This is a genomic window from Acidovorax sp. 1608163 (genome assembly GCF_003669015.1).
In the GTDB taxonomy this organism is placed as follows: Bacteria; Pseudomonadota; Gammaproteobacteria; order Burkholderiales; family Burkholderiaceae_C; genus Acidovorax.
Genome location: NZ_CP033069.1, coordinates 4,624,791 through 4,643,145 on the forward strand (window position 1 = coordinate 4,624,791; position 18,355 = coordinate 4,643,145).

Annotated in this window: 15 protein-coding genes and 3 pseudogenes; 4 read left to right on the forward strand and 14 right to left on the reverse strand. The window is 65.9% G+C overall.

Annotation, left to right across the window (positions count from 1 at the left end; all coding sequences use genetic code 11):
• Nucleotides 1-57: 57 nt before the first annotated feature.
• Nucleotides 58-858 (reverse strand): hypothetical protein, encoded by an 801-nt coding sequence (locus EAG14_RS20655; RefSeq protein ID WP_240456860.1) that lies wholly within the window; start codon nt 856-858, stop codon nt 58-60.
• 95 nt (nt 859-953) lie between these two features.
• Complete coding sequence (gene alr / locus EAG14_RS20660) at nt 954-2,060, reverse strand: alanine racemase (protein ID WP_099742741.1); 1,107 nt, start codon at nt 2,058-2,060, stop codon at nt 954-956.
• 136 nt (nt 2,061-2,196) lie between these two features.
• Here alr and lplT point away from each other — a divergent pair, with 136 nt between their 5' ends.
• From lplT to EAG14_RS20675, 3 genes and pseudogenes are all read left to right on the forward strand, one after another.
• A complete protein-coding gene (gene lplT, locus EAG14_RS20665; protein WP_099657490.1) occupies nt 2,197-3,501 on the forward strand; it encodes a lysophospholipid transporter LplT in 1,305 nt (434 codons plus the stop codon).
• 139 nt (nt 3,502-3,640) lie between these two features.
• Nucleotides 3,641-4,542, forward strand: a pseudogene (locus EAG14_RS20670) (DMT family transporter).
• A 101-nt stretch (nt 4,543-4,643) separates the two neighbouring features.
• On the forward strand, nt 4,644-5,132 hold the full coding sequence (locus EAG14_RS20675; protein ID WP_121730579.1) for a glutathione peroxidase: 489 nt from the start codon (nt 4,644-4,646) through the stop codon (nt 5,130-5,132).
• Nucleotides 5,133-5,272: 140 nt separating this feature from the next.
• On the opposite strand, the pseudogene EAG14_RS20680 reads toward EAG14_RS20675, so the two are convergent.
• The 11 genes and pseudogenes from EAG14_RS20680 to EAG14_RS20730 all read right to left on the reverse strand — a co-directional run bounded on the left by EAG14_RS20680 (nt 5,273) and on the right by EAG14_RS20730 (nt 16,220).
• Nucleotides 5,273-5,985, reverse strand: a pseudogene (locus EAG14_RS20680) (helix-turn-helix transcriptional regulator).
• A 71-nt stretch (nt 5,986-6,056) separates the two neighbouring features.
• Complete coding sequence (locus tag EAG14_RS20685; RefSeq protein ID WP_162996049.1) at nt 6,057-6,452, reverse strand: DUF3592 domain-containing protein; 396 nt, start codon at nt 6,450-6,452, stop codon at nt 6,057-6,059.
• A 360-nt stretch (nt 6,453-6,812) separates the two neighbouring features.
• Nucleotides 6,813-7,313 (reverse strand): GyrI-like domain-containing protein, encoded by a 501-nt coding sequence (locus EAG14_RS20690; RefSeq protein WP_121729990.1) that lies wholly within the window; start codon nt 7,311-7,313, stop codon nt 6,813-6,815.
• Nucleotides 7,314-7,459: 146 nt separating this feature from the next.
• Nucleotides 7,460-8,089, reverse strand: a complete 630-nt coding sequence (locus tag EAG14_RS20695; RefSeq protein WP_121729991.1) for a ProQ/FINO family protein — start codon at nt 8,087-8,089, stop codon at nt 7,460-7,462.
• Nucleotides 8,090-8,427: 338 nt separating this feature from the next.
• Nucleotides 8,428-9,735 carry an HD-GYP domain-containing protein gene (locus EAG14_RS20700; RefSeq protein WP_162996050.1) on the reverse strand — a complete coding sequence of 436 codons (1,308 nt, stop codon included), beginning with the start codon at nt 9,733-9,735 and terminating at the stop codon, nt 8,428-8,430.
• Between the two features lie 211 nt (nt 9,736-9,946).
• Nucleotides 9,947-11,242 (reverse strand): glycolate oxidase subunit GlcF, encoded by a 1,296-nt coding sequence (glcF, locus tag EAG14_RS20705; protein ID WP_121729993.1) that lies wholly within the window; start codon nt 11,240-11,242, stop codon nt 9,947-9,949.
• Nucleotides 11,243-11,294: 52 nt separating this feature from the next.
• Nucleotides 11,295-12,155 carry a YoaK family protein gene (locus EAG14_RS20710; protein ID WP_121729994.1) on the reverse strand — a complete coding sequence of 287 codons (861 nt, stop codon included), beginning with the start codon at nt 12,153-12,155 and terminating at the stop codon, nt 11,295-11,297.
• Between the two features lie 10 nt (nt 12,156-12,165).
• Nucleotides 12,166-13,299: a glycolate oxidase subunit GlcE gene (gene glcE / locus EAG14_RS20715; RefSeq protein ID WP_121729995.1), complete on the reverse strand. Its 1,134-nt coding sequence runs from the start codon at nt 13,297-13,299 to the stop codon at nt 12,166-12,168.
• A 227-nt stretch (nt 13,300-13,526) separates the two neighbouring features.
• On the reverse strand, nt 13,527-15,074 hold the full coding sequence (gene amt, locus EAG14_RS20720; RefSeq protein ID WP_121729996.1) for an ammonium transporter: 1,548 nt from the start codon (nt 15,072-15,074) through the stop codon (nt 13,527-13,529).
• A 31-nt stretch (nt 15,075-15,105) separates the two neighbouring features.
• A complete protein-coding gene (gene glnK, locus EAG14_RS20725) occupies nt 15,106-15,444 on the reverse strand; it encodes a P-II family nitrogen regulator (protein WP_099658948.1) in 339 nt (112 codons plus the stop codon).
• Nucleotides 15,445-15,488: 44 nt separating this feature from the next.
• Nucleotides 15,489-16,220, reverse strand: coding sequence for a TorF family putative porin (locus EAG14_RS20730; RefSeq protein WP_099657481.1), 732 nt, complete (start codon nt 16,218-16,220; stop codon nt 15,489-15,491).
• Between the two features lie 213 nt (nt 16,221-16,433).
• Between EAG14_RS20730 and EAG14_RS20735 the strand changes: the two are divergent.
• A pseudogene (locus tag EAG14_RS20735) lies at nt 16,434-17,183 on the forward strand (magnesium chelatase domain-containing protein); the annotation flags it as partial.
• A gap of 31 nt (nt 17,184-17,214) precedes the next feature.
• Here EAG14_RS20735 and EAG14_RS20740 read toward each other — a convergent pair.
• Nucleotides 17,215-18,353 (reverse strand): IS3 family transposase gene (locus tag EAG14_RS20740; RefSeq protein WP_371414362.1). Its coding sequence is split into 2 segments (ribosomal slippage): nt 17,215-18,104 and nt 18,104-18,353, totalling 1,140 coding nucleotides; the frame shifts between segments, so codons are not numbered across the junction.
• Nucleotides 18,354-18,355: the final 2 nt, after the last annotated feature.

The window sequence follows — 18,355 nt, forward strand, 5'->3', positions numbered from 1 at the left end:
CTTGATGAATAAGCGCTAGCAGCTATACATTCAATAGCAAATCACAGATTTCGCCCGTCACTTGCCCTGCAACACCCGCACCGCTTCGGGCAGCGAATCCACCTGAGGCATGAAATGGTCGATGGTGGCGCCCAGCAGCACAGCGCACAGCAGCGCACCCAGCAGAGGCTTCCAGGTCAGGCGCACGGCTGCGGTAATCCAGCCTTCGCGCTCCACCCGGGTGGCCACCCGCGCGGCGGCCACTGAAAAGGCCAGTTCCACCGCCACGGCCAGCAACACATTCCAGCCGAAAAACAGCATGGCCAGCGCCCCCGCACCTGCCAGCACGGCGGCGCCAATCAGGAAGATGGCCACCACCGGGATGACCACCACCGCGCCTTCATCGGCGCTGCCCAGGCCGTCCAGCGCATCCCCAGCCCACTCGCCCAGGCCTTTGCCAGCATCGGCGGCATCGCCCAGGCTGGGCGCTTCGGGCATGCGTGGGCCGCTACTGCGCGGCACGGCACGCGCCAGGTCGGCAACGTCCAGCGCCACATCCAGGGCGTCCACCCCGTCCACGTCGGCGCCCTCTTCCTCATCGTCCAGCAGCCGGGCGGCCCACCAGCGCAGCACCAGCAAGTAAATGCCATACCCCACCGTGAGCGTGATGGCGTAGCGCACCGACAGCATGTGCACGCCCGCCAGCTTCTGCACCCAGGCCGCCAGCAGCATGCCCAGCAGGGTCAGGGTGCCGATGCACAGGCCATGCCAGCGCAGGCTGTGGCGTTGCTCCAGGTCATGGGCGACATCGCGTGCGGACAGGCGCACCGAGGTCCAGCGGCGGCGTGAGGCGCGGTGAGTGGGGCGCTGGGTGGTCATGGGGCCGCACTATAAGGGGCTGGCCGCGCAAGCCCAAGGGGCAAAGTGCCACCCCCTCCCGGGGGCTTGGCGGCGCGGCGTTGTGGCGCTCTGCCTCAGTCCGCCACCACCGGCACCCGCTGCGCCAGCGCGGTCAGCAGCTCCCAGCTCACGGTGCCTGCGGCGCGGGCCACTTCGTCGACGGGCAGCACCTCGCCATTGCTGGCGCGGCCCCACAGCGTGACCTCGCTGCCCAAGCCCACAGGCACACCGGCCTGCTGCAGGGGGGTCAGGTCCACGGTGACCATGTCCATGCTCACACGGCCCACCAGGCGGGTGCGCACGCCGTTGACCAGCACGGGCGTGCCGGTGTCGCAGTGGCGGGGGTAGCCGTCGGCATAGCCGCAGGCGGCCACGCCGATGGTGAGCGGCCCCTCGGCCGTGAAGCGCGAGCCGTAGCCCACGGTGTCGCCCGCCTGCAGCTGCTGGGTGGCCAGCAGGCGGGTGGACAGCGTCATGGTGGGCTGCAGGCCCCAGTGGGCAGAGGTGTTTTCAGGGTGGTCGGGCGCGCTGCCGTACACCACGATGCCCGCGCGCACCCAGTCGGCCCGCACCCCGGCATCGGTGGCGTGGCGCAGGATGGCGGCGCTGTTGCTCAGGCTGCGCTCGCCGGGCAGGTCTTGCGTGGCGGTGTTGAAGGCGGCCATCTGGTGGGCGATGCCGCGCGGGCCGTCGGCGTCGCTGAAGTGGGTCATGTACGAGATTTCATCCACCTGCGGCAGCGCATTCAGCCGCGCCCAGGCGGCGCGGTAGCGGGCAGGTGTGAAGCCCAGGCGGTTCATGCCCGAATTCATCTTGAGGAACACGCGGTGCGGCACCTGCGTCTTGTGGGCGGCCAGCCAGTCGATCTGCTCGTCGCAGTGCACGGCATGCCACAGGCCCAGGCGCGAGCAGATCTCCAGGTCGCGCGGCTCGAACACACCTTCGAGCAGCAGGATGGGGCCACGCCAGCCCAGGGCGCGCACGCGCTCGGCCTCGGCCAGGTCCAGCAGGGCAAAGCCATCGGCGCCACGCAGCCCCTCAAACGCACGCTCGATGCCGTGGCCATAGGCGTTGGCCTTGACCACGGCCCAGACATTGGCGTCTGGCACGGCCTGGCGCACGCGCTGAAGGTTGTGTTGCAAAGCGGCGGTGTGGATGTGGGCTTGTATGGGGCGTGGCATGGGGTTTAACCGGGTGATCAGCCCCAGATTCTGGCACTGCCACCGTTTATCCGCGTGATATAACCGCCGGTCACTTGCCACGGTTTTCCACATTTAACAGGGCATCAGCCCAGCTGATGCCCGCACAAGCCCATCGATGAAGCGCGGTTTCTACACGATCATGTCGGCGCAGTTTTTCAGCTCGCTGGCCGACAACGCACTCTTCGTGGCCGCCGTGGAGCTGCTGCGGGCCGATGGCGCCCCCGAATGGCAACGCGCCGCGCTGGTGCCCATGTTTGCGCTGTTCTATGTGGTGCTGGCGCCGTTTGTGGGCGCCTTTGCCGACGCGCTGCCCAAGGGCCGGGTCATGTTCATCAGCAACGCCATCAAGGTGGTGGGCTGCCTGATGATGCTGTTTGGCTCGCACCCGCTCATGGCCTACGCCGTGGTGGGGCTGGGGGCGGCGGCCTACTCGCCCGCCAAGTACGGCATCCTGACCGAGCTGCTGCCCGCGTCGCAACTGGTCAAGGCCAATGGCTGGATCGAGGGGCTGACGATTGCATCGATCATTTTGGGCGTGCTGCTGGGCGGGCAACTGGTGGGGCAGCACCTGTCGGTGATGCTCTTGAGCATCGACATCCCCCTCATCGACACCGGTGTGGACACCCCGGCCGAATCGGCCATTGCGACGCTGATCCTGGTGTATGTGGTGGCGGCCTGGTTCAACACCCGCATCCCGCACACCGGGGTAGAGATGCGCCCCCTGCGCACCGACCCCTCGCGCAATGTGCTGTCCAACACGCTGGCGCTGCTGCCCGACTTCTGGGCCTGCAACAGCCGCCTGTGGCGCGACAAGCTGGGGCAGATTTCGCTGTCCACCACCACCCTCTTCTGGGGCGCTGGTGGCAACCTCAAGTTCATCGTGCTGGCCTGGGCTGCCGTGGCCCTGGGCTACAACACCACGCAGGCCTCGGCCCTGACCGGGGTAGTGGCCATCGGTACCGCCGTGGGCGCGGTGGTGGCGTCCATGCGCATGCGGCTCGATGCCGCCACCAAGGTGATTCCCCTGGGCATCAGCATGGGGCTGCTGCTCATCCTCATGGTGTTCATCAACAACATCTGGCTGGCCATTCCGTTCCTGATCTTGCTGGGTGGCCTGGGCGGCTACCTGGTGGTGCCCATGAACGCACTGTTGCAGCACCGGGGCCACAACCTGATGGGCTCCGGGCGCTCGATTGCCGTGCAGAACTTCAACGAGCAGGCCTGCATCCTGGGCCTGGGCGCGTTCTACAGCCTGTCGCTCAAGCTGGGGCTGTCGGTGTTTGGCGCCATCACCGCCTTTGGCCTGGTGGTGGCGGGCATCATGTGGCTGATTCGCCGCTGGCACATCAGCAACTGCACCCGCCACCGCGAAGAGGTGGAGCACCTTCTGCACATTGCGCGGCAAGACCACCACCACTGAGTCCCTGTTCCAAGCCCCCCCGGCCGCACAGGCGCGGCAGGTGATGCACCGGGGATCCGCGCCACGCTGCCCAGGCGCTCAATCACTCCTTTTTTGATAGCTGCCAGCGCTTATTAAACAAGCGCTGGCACCCGATTTAATGCATAGTTTTTTGCCTGTACTGGCGTTGGTGTTCAACGCCTTTGTCTGGGGCGTTTCGTGGTGGCCGTTTCGGCAACTGCACGGCGCCGGGTTGCACCCCCTGTGGGCCACGGCGCTGATGTATGCGTTGGCCGTGGGGGCCTGCTGCTGGTGCGCCCCGGCCTGCTCGCACGCACCTTGCAGCACCCGGCCCTGTGGCTCTTGGCGCTGTCGTCGGGCCTGACCAATGTGGCCTTCAACTGGGCCGTGACGGTGGGCGACGTGGTGCGGGTGGTGCTGCTGTTTTATCTGATGCCCGCCTGGTCGGTGCTGCTGGCCTGGCGCGTGCTGGGCGAGCGCCCCACGCGCATGGCCGTGGTGCGGCTGGTACTTGCGTTTGCGGGTGTGGCCCTGGTGCTGGTGCCTGCCGATGCTTCGATAGAGCGCCTGCTGGGCCACCTCTCAGGGGCCGACCTGCTGGCCCTGGCCGGGGGCTTTTGCTTTGCGCTGACCAACGTCACCCTGCGCCGCCTGCACCGGCTGCCCAGCGAGTGCCGCATGCTGGCCATGTTTGGCGGCGGCGCCCTCATGGCCACAGCCAGCGCCTGCGCAGGCTTGTTGGCGGGCTTTGTCACCCCCGTGCCCGCACTGGCCAGCGGTTGGGTGACGGTGGCATTGCTGCTGGCAGCGGCCTTTTTGCTGAGCAACTACGCGCTGCAGTTTGGCGCCACGCGGCTGGCGGCGGGCACCACGGCGCTCATCATGCTGTCGGAGGTGGTGTTTGCCAGCGTGTCGTCGGTGCTGCTGACAGACACCGCGCTGGACGCCCGCACCGCGCTGGACGCCCGCACCGTGCTGGGCGGCGCCATGATCGTGTCGGCCGCGTTGCTGGCCACCGTGCCGTGGAGGCCAAAGCGCTGACGAACAGGCGCTGACAACAATGGGCTGACACCCCCGGGGCCTGTCCCGATACCATGGGCCTGCCCATCCCCACCCACCACCTCACCGACGGAGCCTTGCCCATGCCCCAAGACATCTACACCTTCGACGCCCAGGACATTCGCGGCCAGCGCGTGGCGCTGGAACAGTTCCGGGGCCAGGTGCTGCTCATCGTCAACACGGCCAGCGCCTGTGGCTTCACGCCGCAATTTGCGGGCTTGCAGGCGCTGCACCAGCAGTACGCAAGCCAGGGGCTGGTGGTGCTGGGGTTTCCCTGCAACCAGTTTGGCAAGCAAGACCCTGGCAGCAACGACGAGATCGCGGGCTTTTGCCAGCTGAACTACGGCGTGGACTTTCCCATGATGGCCAAAATCGACGTGAACGGCGAGCAAGCCGCACCGCTGTACCGCTGGCTGACCGAGCAAGCGCCCGGCATTCTGGGCACCAAGGCCATCAAGTGGAACTTCACAAAATTCCTCGTGGGCAAAGACGGGCAGGTGGTGCGCCGCTATGCCCCGCAGGACGCGCCCGCCAAGCTGGCGCAAGACATTGAGGCGGCGCTGCGCGCCTGATCACTTGTTCTATTGATCCGGCCTCTTTGAACTTGAAATACCCGTTCGGGTTGAGCTTGTCGAAACCTTGCGCGGCGCTTTGACAGCGCTCAGTGAACGGTTCAAGTGGGTTCGTTCCGGCTCAATCAAACACCGCCACATCACTGCAGCGGCGCTTCGGCGGCCCAGCAGGCGCGCTCTTCCTCCACCTGGCGCAGCAGGTCGGCCAGCGTTCTGCCAGGCTCTTGGCGAAAGCGCTCGGGCAGCACCGTGAAGGCGGCAATGCGGTCGATGCGAAAGCCCCGAAAGTCACTGCGCAGCTCGCACCAGGCCGACAAGGTCCACACCTTGCCCCAGTAAAAGCAGCCCAGCGGCCGCAGCCTGCGCAGGCTGGGGCGGCCCTGCACATCGGCGTAATCGATCTCCACCACATGGCAGCTTTGCACCGCCTCGCGCAGGGCCTGCAGCGTGGCCTGGGCGCGGGCGTCGAGCCCCACCATGGGCGCGTACAGCGCTTGGGCCTCGGCCGCCAGCCGGGCCGCTGGGGCAGCACCGACAAAATCTTGCCCAGCGCCCCTTCCACCTCGCGCGCCAGGCCTGGGTCCAGCCACACTTGCGCCAGGCGGGCGGCCGCCACCAGCGCATTGGCCTCGCCCTGGCTGAACATGAGTGGGGGCAGCTCAAACCCCGCCCCCAGGCGGTACCCCACACCGGCCTCGCCCTCAATGGGCACGCCCTGGTGCTGCAGGTCGGCCACATCGCGGTAAATCGTGCGCTGCGAGACTTCCAGCCGCTCCGCCAGGAACGCCGCCGTCGACAGCCGCCGCCCCCGGATGAGCTGCACGATCTGGAACAGGCGGTCAGCGCGGCGCATAGAACCTCCGCGCATTCACAGCCTCAGCGCAACGGTAGTGGCCAGCCAGAGGCAAGCCGCCGTTTTGCCAGTCAGAGCAGCAGCAACCCGCCCACGGCAATGGCCACGCCCAACAACATGGGCCACCAAGCGGGGTCGTCCTTTTCAAAGACGAACTCGTAGGGGTTGCGCTCATCGTAGAACACCTTGACCGGTTTGCCCGCCTGGAAGTCGTCCAGCGCCGCTTTGGGGAAAGAGCTGGACTTGTGGACCTTTTGCCCCGATGCCGTCGTGAAATCGAACTCCGCCGTGTAGGTGGTCGATCCCTTGCGAGAGCGCTCGGTGTACTTGCTGATCGGCTCGACCACAGCCGCTACGCCCCGCTTGTGCAAGGACTTGTTTTTGGAATAGTCCTGGTAACCAAAAATCAGAAACGCTGCGCCGATCACAACGCACGCGATCTTCTTGACCCCGCTGCTCAACTCCATTTTTTTCCCTCTCTCTTGTTGTGGCAGACCGCCATTGAGGGGCATGTGTGGCATAAGCGCAGCGCGGATGGCAGCGGCACACCACGGCCCAGCCAGCGGTCGGCCGCCATTGTCCACGCATCGCATAGGGGTACAGCGGTGACACCATCGCAAGAGTCACCTTAGAAAAGACATCGCATTGAGTGTTCCACATGGCGATTACGCCTTTCCTCATTAGCTTTGAAGCTATATTTTTCATAGCAATCACACACATGAATGGCCGCAACAACGCCCGGCCTGCAGTTGTAACGAATGTTGTCTGACAGCAAGCCCATGGGAACGCATCCAACGCTCCAAGGGGGGTGATAGGCACCAAAGCGCTTAACGGGGAACGGCCCCGGACCCATAAACCCCAATGTGAATGGCCACTTGGTACGGCCCGCTGTAGGCCTCGAAGTCGGTGCCAAAACGGCGCTGCACCTGGGGGTTGGCGGCAAAGTAGTGCCATACCGCCGTCCAGGCGTCGATCACCAGCTGGGGCATGTGGCCCTCCGACTCGAACACCAGGTAGGTGCCGGCCTCGATGTCCACCGCGCTCGCGCCGGGCATGGCTTGGTGGTCTGCGGGGGCAGCGACCCCTGCCAGCACGTCAAATTCACCGTGCTGGTCTGAGGCGTAGTGGCTGTACACCCCGAACACGCGGCCATCGTCGCCAGGAGGGGGCAGCTTGTGCTCCCAGCTTTCGCTGAAGAAGCGGTCCCACAGCGCGCCGATGCGTGCGGTGGCGGGGTCGGCCTCGGCCGGGTTGGAGGTACGGGTGCGAATGCCCACCGCGCGGAATGCAGGAACAGACACCGCCCAAGGCGTGATGGCACACAACATGCAAACTCCTGTATGTTTAAACAGGTTTTGGATACTGCCTTGGGGCTACTGACACCGTTATGTCAGCAGGGTGGCAGGCGCCCCGGCCTGCCGTGCAACGCCCTGAAGCCTGGCACACACCAGGGTGGTTGCATCAGGTCAATCCATCAGTCAGCGGCGCCGCCATCTGCCTGTGGGGCAGCCTTGGCCGCTGCCAGCTTGCGGGCGCGCTCCAGTTGCTGGCCGGTGCTGCGCGGGTCCATGCCGTACATGTCGGCAAACTGCTCCAGCGTGCTGCCGCTGGCCTCAAAGGCGCGCAGCAGGGCTTCGGCCTTGGCGTTGCGGGCGGCCCATTCGGCAAAGGCTTCTTCCAGGATAGCGTTGGCAGCGTCGTCGCGGCCCACCACCAGCTCGGTGTAGGCCTCGCGGGTGAGTCCTGAGGCCTCGAACGCGGCGATCATGCGGTTGCGCAGCTTGGGCAGCAGGTCTTCGGTGGGGCGGCCCTTTTGGTTCTTGCGGCGGCGGTACACCTCCAGCAAGGCATGGTGCACATGCTCGGGCGCCATGGCTTCCACGGGCTGGCCTTGCAGGTCGTGGCGCTGCTCACCAGCGGCCACGGTTTGCAGGTAGCGGGTCGAGCGGGTGTGGATGCCCAGCGCCACCTTGAGCGCTTCGCGCTCGAACAGTTCGGGATGAGCGGCCAGCAGGTCTTGGAAGATGCCGCGCTTGAGGGGGCGGAACACCGCGCCGAACAAGTGCGGGTACAGGCCAGCCAACTGCTCCAGTGCAGGGTGCACGCGCTGGGGGCGGGCGCCTGGGCGGCGGCGGGCGCGCCTTCAGCGTTGCGGCCACCGCGGTCTTTGCCGCCACGGCGGCCCCGGTTACGGGCGGCACGCCCTGCGGCGTTGCCAGCGCGGTCTGCGGCGGCAGCGCCTTCTGGTGTCGTTGCGGTGGCGCGCTCACTGGCGGCCCCAGCATGGGCTGCCCCAGCGTCTGCGGGCAGGGGGGCGGCAACGACTTCAGGCACGGATTCGGTCATAGCGATCAAAGTCCTTCAGGGGACGGGGGAGCAACAAACCCTCCATCATGCCACCGATGGCCTTTCGCGCACCCTGGGTGCCCCTCTGGCAGGACATCAGACCAGGGTTTGGGGAGGCTGCGCCAAGTGCAGCGACTGCCACAAGGGCGACAACATCTCGCGCTCCAGTGGCGAGATGCGCTCGGCCAGCAGCAGGCATTCGCGGTCCAGATCGCGCAGGCGTTGTCCCAGCTCGCGGTCGGCCATGTGCAGCTCCAGCCGCTCGCGCACGGTGATTTCGGCGTGCTGCGCGCCCCAGTACCCCAGCGAGTTCCAGGCCACCTTCAGGCGCTCCAGCCGCGTGCTGGCGGTGTCGGCAATCTCCAGCGCCTGGGCCTCGCCGCCCAGGGCCTGTAGCTGTGCATGCAGCTCAGAGGCCAGGGCCGCGCGCTGCTGGATCTCGGCCAGGGGGTTGCACACGAGGGAGGCGGGGGCGGGCACATCGGCCACAGCGGGCTCGGCCACGCGGCGCGCCATGTCGCTGATAAAGCCGATGTACTGCGGATCAAACTCGCCGGGCAGCACCCGCAGGGCAAAGCTGGCACGGGTCAGCGGCGCAGACTGCGCCCGGGCGATGCCCAAGGTCACCTCGGTCACGGCCAGCATGCGGCCCAGGGGCGACAAATCGGGCTGGCGCAGCCGCGCGGGGTAGCCCGAGCCGTTGAGCCGCTCGTGGTGCTCGCCCACCGCGCGGCCAATGGCGCGCGGGTAGTCGGTGGTGCTGTCCAGCAGCAGTTGCGCCACGCGGGGGTGCACCACCAGGTGCTTGTGGCCCAGCAGGTCCATGCTGCGGCCGGGGTCCAGATACTCGGGCTGGATGTAGATCTCGCCAATGTCGTGCAGCAGCCCTGCGAGCATGGCCATGCGCACATCCATGGCCTGGCCCAGGTACTTGGTGGCCAGCGCACCCATCAAGGCCATGGCCTGCACGGCGTGGGTCACCATCTCGGGCCGGTTGGCCAAGGCAGTGGTCAGCAGCAACTGGGCCACCGAGTGCAGGGGCAGCTGGCGCAGCTGCTGGCCCACCCCCTCGGCCCAGGGCCGCAGGCCCTGCACCAGCGGGGTGGGCTCGGCCATGAAACGCTCAAAGTCTTCCTGCAGCGTGATCAGGCTCACGCCGTCTTCAGCGGCCAGGCACGATTCGAGCGGCTTGCTGAGCTTGCGCTCGAGCAGGCGCTGCTGCAGGCTGGCCGACACCGGCTGGTTCTTGGCCCAGAGCTTGACGCCCCGTACATCGACGATGTCCTCGGACGCGACGATGCTGTAGATCTCGGCGGCCCGCACGATGGCGTTCAGCGCCACCGGGTTGGCGGTGCTGCCCGCGTGCGAATCCTCTGGGTCTTCCCTGGTCTGTGCGTTTGGCATCTTGTGGCGGTCCTTACCGGTGTGCTGGCGGCCAGGGCCACAGGTGCGGGCCCACGGCAGCCACCGTGCCAACGCTGCCGCCGGGCAGGCCAGACAACGTTGTCATCGGATTGTGGGCGCAGACACGGCCTGCGCCATGACAAACAGGGCGACGCGTGGGCTGGCTGCAACAGCCCAGGGCCCGACCAGCACTCCTTGCCTGGCGCAGCGGCTACAAGGCGGTAAGGGCGGCCGCTGAGGCCGTGGCCAGTGCCTCGTCCAGCACCTCCACCCAGTGCCGCACGGGCGTGCCCGTGCCGCTTTGCAGGTGGGTGATGCAGCCGATGTTGGCCGACAGAATCACATCGGGCGGCTGCTCGCCAAAGGCTTCGGCCAGCACGCCCAGTTTGCGGTCGCGCAGCTGGTGCGACAGGTCCGGCTGCAGCACCGAATACGTGCCCGCCGAGCCACAGCACAGGTGCGACTCGTTGCGCGCCGTGCGCAGTTTGAAACCCAGCTGGTTCAGGTGCGCCTCCACCCCGCCGCGCAGCTTTTGGCCGTGCTGCAAGGTGCAGGGTGGGTGGTAGGCGTACAGGGTGTCCGGTTGGCGCGTGGCGTCCACGCGGCCCTGCAGCTTGGTGGCCAGCTCGGGCAGCATGGCGGGCAGCAGCTCCGACAAATCGCGCGTGAGGGCGCTGATGCGCTCGGCCTTGGCGGCGTACTGCGCATCGTCCTTCAGGGTGTGGGCGTATTCCTTCACCGTCACGCCGCAGCCCGAGGCGTTCATCACGATGGCTTCCACCCCGTCTGCCCCGTCAGGGTCCACCAGCGGCCACCAGGCGTCGATGTTGGCGCGCATCTGGGCCTTGCCACCTTCCTGGTCGTTGAGGTGGAACTTGACCGCGCCGCAGCACCCGGCCTGGGCCACCACCACGGTTTGCACGCCCACAGCATCGAGCACGCGGGCGGTGGCGGTGTTGATGTTCGGCATCATGCTCGGCTGCACGCAGCCCGCCAGCATGATCACCTTGCGGGCATGCTCGCGCGCGGGCCAGGCACCGGCGCTGCGCGGGGTGGTCACTTTCTCTTTGAGCACCGTGGGCAAGGCACCGCGCAGGGCCTGGCCCACCTTCATGGCCGGGGCAAACAGGGGCGACGGCAGCCCCTCTTTCAGCGCCCAGCGCAGGGCCTTTTCGCCCACGGGGCGGGGCACTTTTTCGTCCACGATCTTGCGGCCAATGTCCACCAGGTGGCCGTATTGCACGCCGCTGGGGCAGGTGCTTTCGCAGTTGCGGCAGGTCAGGCAGCGGTCCAGGTGGCGCTGCGTGGCACGGGTGGGTACAGCGCCTTCGAGCACCTGCTTGATGAGGTAAATGCGCCCACGCGGCCCGTCCAGCTCGTCGCCCAGCAACTGGTACGTGGGGCAGGTGGCGGTGCAAAAGCCGCAGTGCACGCATTTGCGCAAGATGGCTTCGGCCTCCAGGCCATCGGCGCGGGCGGCGTATTCGGGGGCGAGTTGGGTCTGCATGGTGCGTGCCTAGGGAAAGAGTCAACAACAGCGCGGGGGCGTTCAGGCCCGATCAGCGCGTTTCGTGCGGGTCGGGCCCATGGGCCGTGCCGTGGGGATGGGGGTGCGAATGGGGAGGCAAATGGGCGGGGGGTGGCGGCGCCGGAGGGCCGCTGCACAACGCCTTGAGCAACTGCCGCAGGCGCACCCGGTCAGCCCACAGCGGCGGCAGCGACAGCGTGAGCAGCACCAGCGCCAGCGGCACCACAAAGATGAAGCCCACATGCTTGAACCCCGCCGCGCCCACCAGCCCGCCCATGAGGAACATGCCCATCAGCCCCGCCATCAGCCGCAGCCGCTCGCGGTTGGCGTGCACATGGCGATCGGGCGTGGTGCCACTGCGGTTCCAGTACAGCATCTTGCCCATCTCGATGCCCAGGTCGGTCACCACGCCCGTCATGTGGGTGGTGCGGATCTGGGCCGACGACATCTTGGTGACCACCGCGTTCTGCAGCCCCATGAGGTAGGCCAGCAGCAGCACCGTGAGCGGCACCGAAAACGGTGTGCGCCAGCCCAGCGTGATGGCGCCCATGAGGCCAAACAGCAGCAACAGCACGGCTTCGAGCAGCAGCGGCAGCGCGTAGGTGCCGCGCAGGCGGTGGTGGCGCGCCCAGTTGACCATGATGGCCGTGCTGCCCGCACCGGAGAGGAAGGCCCACAGCGCCCCCACGGCCCCCAGCACCAGCTTCATGTTGCCCATCACAAGGTTGTCGGCCAGCGACGAGAGAAAGCCCGTCATGTGCGAGGTGTACATGTGCACCACCAGAAAGCCCCCCGCATTCACCGCCCCGGCGTTGAACGCCAGCAGCAGGCCCAGCACCCGGTTGGTGGTGACGGTGCGGTGGTGGCCCGTGAGGTGGCGCAGACGGCGCATGGCGGCCGCCTTACCAGTCGGCGGCCAGGCGGCCGGGGTTGAAGATGCCCGCAGGGTCAAACGCCTGCTTGAGGCGGGCATGGATCTGCGCCAGCGCAGCAGACTTTGGATCAAACTGGCCGCTAGCGCTTGATGAATCAGCGCTAGCAGCTACAAAAACAGTAGCATTACCACCTGCCGCCTGGGCGGCGGCGCACAGGGCCTCGCCCGCATGGGCCGGTGCCTGCACCCAGCGCAGCGCGCCGTGCCATTCCACCAGCGGTTGGGCGGCAGCGGGCAGCGTCAGCACCGGCGCGGTGGCGGGCAGCGACAGACGCCACAGCGCGTGGCCGGGCTGCTGGGCGCGTGCGGCAAACCAGGGCAGGGTGTGGTCGCGGCAGGCAGCCCAGTCTGGTGCGGTGGCGCCGTTGTCCAGCCGCGTGCCGCCCATGGTTTTGCACGCAGCCTCCACCGCCGCCACTGCGCCGCGCAGGCGAACATACAGGGTGCCTACGCCTGCGTCCATCACCGTGTCGTGTAGCCAGCAGCTGGCGTTCAGCGGCAGGGGCTGACCGCCCCAGGCGTGCAGTTTGCGCAAGGCGTCGGCCTGGTTGCATTCAAAGCGCAGCGTGGCCTCGGCCGGGGCCACCGGCAGCACCTTGAGGCTGACCTCCGTCAGCAGCCCCAACGTGCCCCAGGCGCCCGCCATGAGGCGCGAAACGTCGTACCCCGCCACGTTCTTCATCACCTGCCCGCCAAAGGTGAGCGCCTCGGCCCGCCCGTTGATGAGGCCCACGCCCAGCACATAGTCGCGCACCGCGCCCACGCTGGCCCGTGCGGGCCCTGACAAGCCCGCAGCCACCATGCCGCCCACGGTGGCGCCAGGGGCAAAGTGCGGGGGTTCAAAGGGCAGGCACTGGCCTTTGTCGGCCAGAGCGGCTTCCAGCTCGGCCAGGGGGGTGCCTGCGCGGGCGGTCACCACCAGCTCGCTCGGCTCGTAGCTGGTGATGCCTGAGAGGACACGGGTATCGAGCACCTCGCCCTGCAGCGCACGGCCATGGAAGTCTTTGCTGCCCCCACCCCGGATGCGCAAAGGGGTGTGGTCTGCGGCAGCGGCGCGCACGCGCTCGATCATCTGGGCAAGGGCTTGGTCCATGGCCTGCATCGTAGCGGGTGCGGCTTGGCAGGGGCGCCCCGCATGGCGTGAATTTTTTGAATAACGCCCGTGCAGGTTCTTTGCGCTGGCCACCCACCGGGCCAGGGCCGCCACACCGGAGCGCCCATAAAAAAAGGGCCCACCGACAGGGTGGGCCCAACTCTTGAGGAGACTCTCGCTAGAAAACCATGGGGCGGCGGCGGCACCACCAGATACCGCCACCGGTGGTCCCCCAATCAACGGTTGTAGGCCGTTTCGCCGTGGGACGTGATGTCCAGACCTTCGCGTTCGTCTTCTTCCGACACGCGCAGGCCCACCACCAGGTCCACCACCTTGAAGGCGATGAACGACACCACGCCAGACCAGACGATGGTCAGCAGCACGGCCTTGGTTTGTGTCCACACCTGGGCAGCGATGGAGTAATCGGCCGCAGTGACCATGGAGGCTGTGACCCAGTCGGCCACGTAGCCGGGGCCGCCCAGGGCGGGGGAGTTGAACACGCCGGTCAGCAGCGCACCAACGACACCACCCACACCGTGCACGCCGAACACGTCCAGCGAGTCGTCAGCGCCCAGCATCTTCTTGAGGCCATGCACACCCCACAGGCAGGCAAAGCCACCCACCAGGCCAATGACCAAGGCGCCGCCGATACCGACGTTGCCTGCAGCAGGCGTGACCGCCACCAGGCCAGCCACCGCACCGGAGGCAGCACCCAGCATGGAAGCCTTGCCGCGCATCAGCGCTTCACCCGTGCACCAGGCCAGCACCGCAGCAGCCGTAGCCACCAGCGTGTTGATGAAAGCCAGGGCGGCGAAGCCATTGGCTTCCAGGGCAGAGCCAGCGTTGAAGCCGAACCAGCCCACCCACAGCAGGGAAGCACCCACCATGGTCAGTGTCAGGCTGTGAGGGGCCATGGCTTCCTTGCCGTAGCCAATGCGCTTGCCCACCATGAAGGCGCCCACCAGGCCAGCGACCGCAGCGTTGATGTGCACCACCGTGCCGCCGGCAAAGTCCAGCGCACCCCACTGCCAGATCTGGCCAGCCTTGCCATTCATGGCATCGACCACGTCCTTGGCGGTGTAGGCGTCAGGGCCCATCCAGAACCAGACCATGTGAGCGATCGGCAGGTAGCTGAAGGTGAACCACAGCACCATGAACAGCAGCACGGCAGAGAACTTGATGCGCTCGGCAAAGGCACCCACGATCAGTGCGCAGGTGATGCCTGCAAACGTGGCCTGGAAGGCTGCGAACGAGATTTCAGGAATCACGACGCCCTTGCTGAACGTGGCGGCGTTGGCAAAGGTGCCCGCTGCGTTGTCCCAGATGCCCTTCATGAACAGGCGATCAAAGCCGCCGATGAAGGCCCCACCTTCGGTGAAGGCCAGGCTGTAGCCATAGATGAACCACAGCACCGTGATGAGCGAGAACGTGACCATGATCTGCATGAGCACGGACAGCATGTTCTTGCTGCGCACCAGGCCGCCGTAGAACAGGGCCAGGCCGGGCAGCACCATCAGGATCACGAGGATGGTGGAGACCATCATCCAGGCGGTGTCGCCCTTGTTGGGCACGGGGGCTGCGGGTGCAGCGGCCTCGGCAGCAGGGGCTGCCGCAACGGCTGCAGCAGGTGCGACTGCGGCGGCAGGAGCCGGAGCTGCTTCAGCGGGGGCTGCGGCAGGGGCGGTGGCGGCAGCGGGTTCAGCGGCAGGTGCCTGGGCCAGCGACAAGGTGCCGGCAGACAACAGGCTCAACCCCAGTACGAAAGAAGCAAGCAGTTTTTTCATGGCGTTTCTCTCTGTGTGATGCGGCGGGCCCTTACAGGGCTTCCTTGCCGGTTTCGCCCGTGCGGATGCGCACCACCTGCTCCAGGTGGGTCACAAAGATCTTGCCGTCACCGATCTTGCCGGTGCGTGCAGCGCCTTCGATGGCTTCGATCACGCGGTCCACCAGGTCGTCGGCCACAGCGGCTTCGATCTTGACCTTGGGGAGAAAGTCCACGACGTATTCAGCGCCACGGTACAGCTCGGTGTGGCCCTTTTGGCGCCCAAAGCCCTTGACCTCGGTCACCGTAATGCCTTGCACCCCCATGTCCGACAGGGCTTCACGCACCTCGTCGAGCTTGAAGGGTTTGATGATGGCTGTCACCATTTTCATGTTCATGTCCTCCGGCAACGGGCACGCGCGGTGCCCGCTGAGATTTACAGGGTTTTGGTAAGCGTGACGATCACGCGCGACTTGTTGACCGGACCAAAGACGTCCTTCTTGTTGGCACCCACCACCGCAGCGCCCAGCGACAGGCCGCTGCCAAAATCATAGGCTCCGCCGACGCTGTAGTCCATGTAGTTGGGCACGCCCGAGTCCTTGATGTCGCTGGCAAAGCGGGTGAAGCCCACCGATGCCTTCAGCGTGACCTTGGGCATCACTTCTTGAGAGAAGGCGAAGTTCAGGTAGCCGGTGTTGGTGCCTTTGCGGCCCGTGCCCAGCTTGTTGCCGGCGTAGCCGAAGTAGTCTTTGGAGATGGTGTGCGAGTACTTGGCGGTCAGCGGGCCGTAGGTGGCGGCGCCGTACAGCTCGGTGGTGTTGCCCAGCGAGTTGCCGGGGTAGGCATAGGTCAGCGCACCCACGTCCAGGTCCACCGCGCCGGCCTTGAATTTGTAGCCGCCGTAGAAATCCATCTCCAGCGAGTTGCTTGTGAGCCAATCCACGCTGGAATTCCAGTTACCCACGTAAAAGCCGGTTTCGCCAAAGGTATAGTCAAAACCACCTTGCAGCGCGGGCTTGACGGCCTTGACCTTGCTGGTGTCCTGGTCCTGGCCACGGAACTTGTAGTTGGTGGTCAGGCTGACATTGCCAGTGAGTTGCGCGCTGGCCAACACGGGCAGCGCAGCGACAAGGGCAACGCCCAGGGTCTTGATGGAAGTGCGAATCATGTTTCCTCCGGTTGGACAAAGTAGGGACAAGGGCTTTAAGCACGGACCGTGCCACCGCCTGCTGCATTCCAAAATTGAATGCACCGCAATGCGCGCTGATCGGCTGCGCAAAGCGGTGCAAGCTTTTTTTGACGATGCACCCGACTGGTGCAATCACAAGCCGTTACATCCCACCGCTTTAGCAAGTGCACCCATCTGGGGAGAAAGTTACATATGAGTCTTGCGTTGGTGCAAAGCCGCGCCCTTCTGGGGCTGCAGGCCCCAGCCGTCACCGTCGAGGTGCACCTGGCCAACGGCCTGCCCAGCTTCACGCTGGTGGGCCTGGCCGATGTGGAGGTGAAGGAAGCCCGCGAGCGCGTGCGCTCGGCTTTGCAAAATGCAGGGCTGGAGTTTCCGCACAACAAGCGCATTACCGTGAACCTGGCACCCGCCGATTTGCCCAAGGATTCGGGCCGGTTTGACCTGCCCATTGCCCTGGGCATCCTGGCCGCCAGCGGGCAGGTGGATGCGCAGCGCCTGCAGGGGTATGAATTTGCGGGCGAGCTGTCGCTATCGGGCGAGCTGCGCCCGGTGCGCGGCGCGCTGGCCACCAGCCTTGCCTTGGCGGCGCAGCAAATCAGCGTGCAGATGGTGCTGCCCCCGGGCAGCGCCGAAGAAGCCGCCCTGGTGCCCGATGCCCAGGTGGTGCGGGCGCGCCACTTGCTGGACGTGGTGCGCGCCTTTTTGCCCCCCGGCAGCAGCGCCGGTGGCGATGCCGAGGTAGACAACGACGGCTGGAGCCCCCTGCAACCCACACCGCTGGGTGCCGCCGCCGCAGGCCCGGATATGGCCGACGTGAAAGGCCAGGCCGCCGCCAAACGTGCACTGGAGATTGCCGCAGCCGGCGGGCACAGCGTGTTGATGCTGGGGCCCCCAGGCTCGGGCAAGTCCATGCTGGCCCAGCGCTTTGCCGGGCTGCTGCCGCCTGGACTTCACCCGGTTTCGTAGACATATTTCAACTTCCGTTTCGAAGTTGTTCGAATGCCAGCGGACTCAGTTGGTCTAGGTGACTGTGCCGACGGATTCGATTGTAAAAACCTTCGATGTAGTCAAACACATCTGACTTGGCGTCTTGCCTGGTGGCATAGATATGGCGTTTGATTCTCTCCTTCTTCAAGCTGCTGAAGAAGGACTCTGCTACCGCGTTGTCCCAACAGTTTCCACGTCGGCTCATGCTTGGCACCAATTGGTTGTCCTTGCACCAGCGGGCGAAGTCGTCACTGCCAAACTGACTTCCTTGGTCGGAATGGATCATCACTGGACCCGTTGGGCGCCTGCGCCACACTGCCATCGTGAGCGCATCCAACACCAACTCTGTAGCCATGCTGGAGTTCATCGCCCAGCCGACCACCATGCGCGAGTACAGGTCAATTACGGCCGTTAGGTACAACCAGCCCTCATGGGTTCGGATATAGGTAATGTCGGTGACCCACACTTGGTTCGGTAGCGTGACCGTGAACTCACGTTGCAACCGGTTCGGTGCGGCAGTCGCAGGAAGACCGACTCGGTAGCGTGGCCGCTTGTAACCACGCACTGAGCGCAGTTGGGCCTGGCGCATCAGGCGTGCTACACGTTTTTGACCGCACGCCATACCGTCCTCTCGCAAGTCCCGCAGGATGCGTGGGCTTCCATAAATCCCGTGGCTGTCGTCAAAGGATTGCCGAATGCTTGCCAGCAAGACATCGTCGGCTAAGGCGCGTTTGGACTTTGGATTGGCCTTCCAAGCGTAATAGCCACTGCGCTGTACGCGCAGAACGCGGCACATGCTGCTGAGCCGGAACTGGCCTTTATGTTCGGCCATGAATGCGCACTTCACCCGGACAGCTTGGCAAAGTACGTTGCGGCCTTTTTTAGGATGTCGCGCTCCTCATTGGCCCTTTTGAGCTCCGCTTTGAGCCGGGATACCTCGGCCTTGAGCTGGCTTGTCTCTGCCCCCCCTGCGCTCGATTGCTCTTTGGCAAGCCGCACCCACAGGTACAGGCTTTTGTCCGACATGCCCAATCGCTTGGCTACATCCACTACCCCATGACCACGCTCGGTCACCTGTTTGACGGCTTCTGCCTTGAACTCAGCCGGGTATCGCACTCTCTTCATTT

What these genes read in the sequence shown, in the direction of transcription:
- EAG14_RS20655 (WP_240456860.1), bottom strand. Translation starts at nt 858, where the DNA reads ATGACCACCCAGCGCCCCACTCACCGCGCCTCACGCCGCCGCTGGACC.
- alr (WP_099742741.1), bottom strand. Translation starts at nt 2,060, where the DNA reads ATGCCACGCCCCATACAAGCCCACATCCACACCGCCGCTTTGCAACAC.
- lplT (WP_099657490.1), top strand. Translation starts at nt 2,197, where the DNA reads ATGAAGCGCGGTTTCTACACGATCATGTCGGCGCAGTTTTTCAGCTCG.
- EAG14_RS20675 (WP_121730579.1), top strand. Translation starts at nt 4,644, where the DNA reads ATGCCCCAAGACATCTACACCTTCGACGCCCAGGACATTCGCGGCCAG.
- EAG14_RS20685 (WP_162996049.1), bottom strand. Translation starts at nt 6,452, where the DNA reads ATGGAGTTGAGCAGCGGGGTCAAGAAGATCGCGTGCGTTGTGATCGGC.
- EAG14_RS20690 (WP_121729990.1), bottom strand. Translation starts at nt 7,313, where the DNA reads ATGTTGTGTGCCATCACGCCTTGGGCGGTGTCTGTTCCTGCATTCCGC.
- EAG14_RS20700 (WP_162996050.1), bottom strand. Translation starts at nt 9,735, where the DNA reads ATGCCAAACGCACAGACCAGGGAAGACCCAGAGGATTCGCACGCGGGC.
- glcF (WP_121729993.1), bottom strand. Translation starts at nt 11,242, where the DNA reads ATGCAGACCCAACTCGCCCCCGAATACGCCGCCCGCGCCGATGGCCTG.
- EAG14_RS20710 (WP_121729994.1), bottom strand. Translation starts at nt 12,155, where the DNA reads ATGCGCCGTCTGCGCCACCTCACGGGCCACCACCGCACCGTCACCACC.
- glcE (WP_121729995.1), bottom strand. Translation starts at nt 13,299, where the DNA reads ATGCAGGCCATGGACCAAGCCCTTGCCCAGATGATCGAGCGCGTGCGC.
- amt (WP_121729996.1), bottom strand. Translation starts at nt 15,074, where the DNA reads ATGAAAAAACTGCTTGCTTCTTTCGTACTGGGGTTGAGCCTGTTGTCT.
- glnK (WP_099658948.1), bottom strand. Translation starts at nt 15,444, where the DNA reads ATGAAAATGGTGACAGCCATCATCAAACCCTTCAAGCTCGACGAGGTG.
- EAG14_RS20730 (WP_099657481.1), bottom strand. Translation starts at nt 16,220, where the DNA reads ATGATTCGCACTTCCATCAAGACCCTGGGCGTTGCCCTTGTCGCTGCG.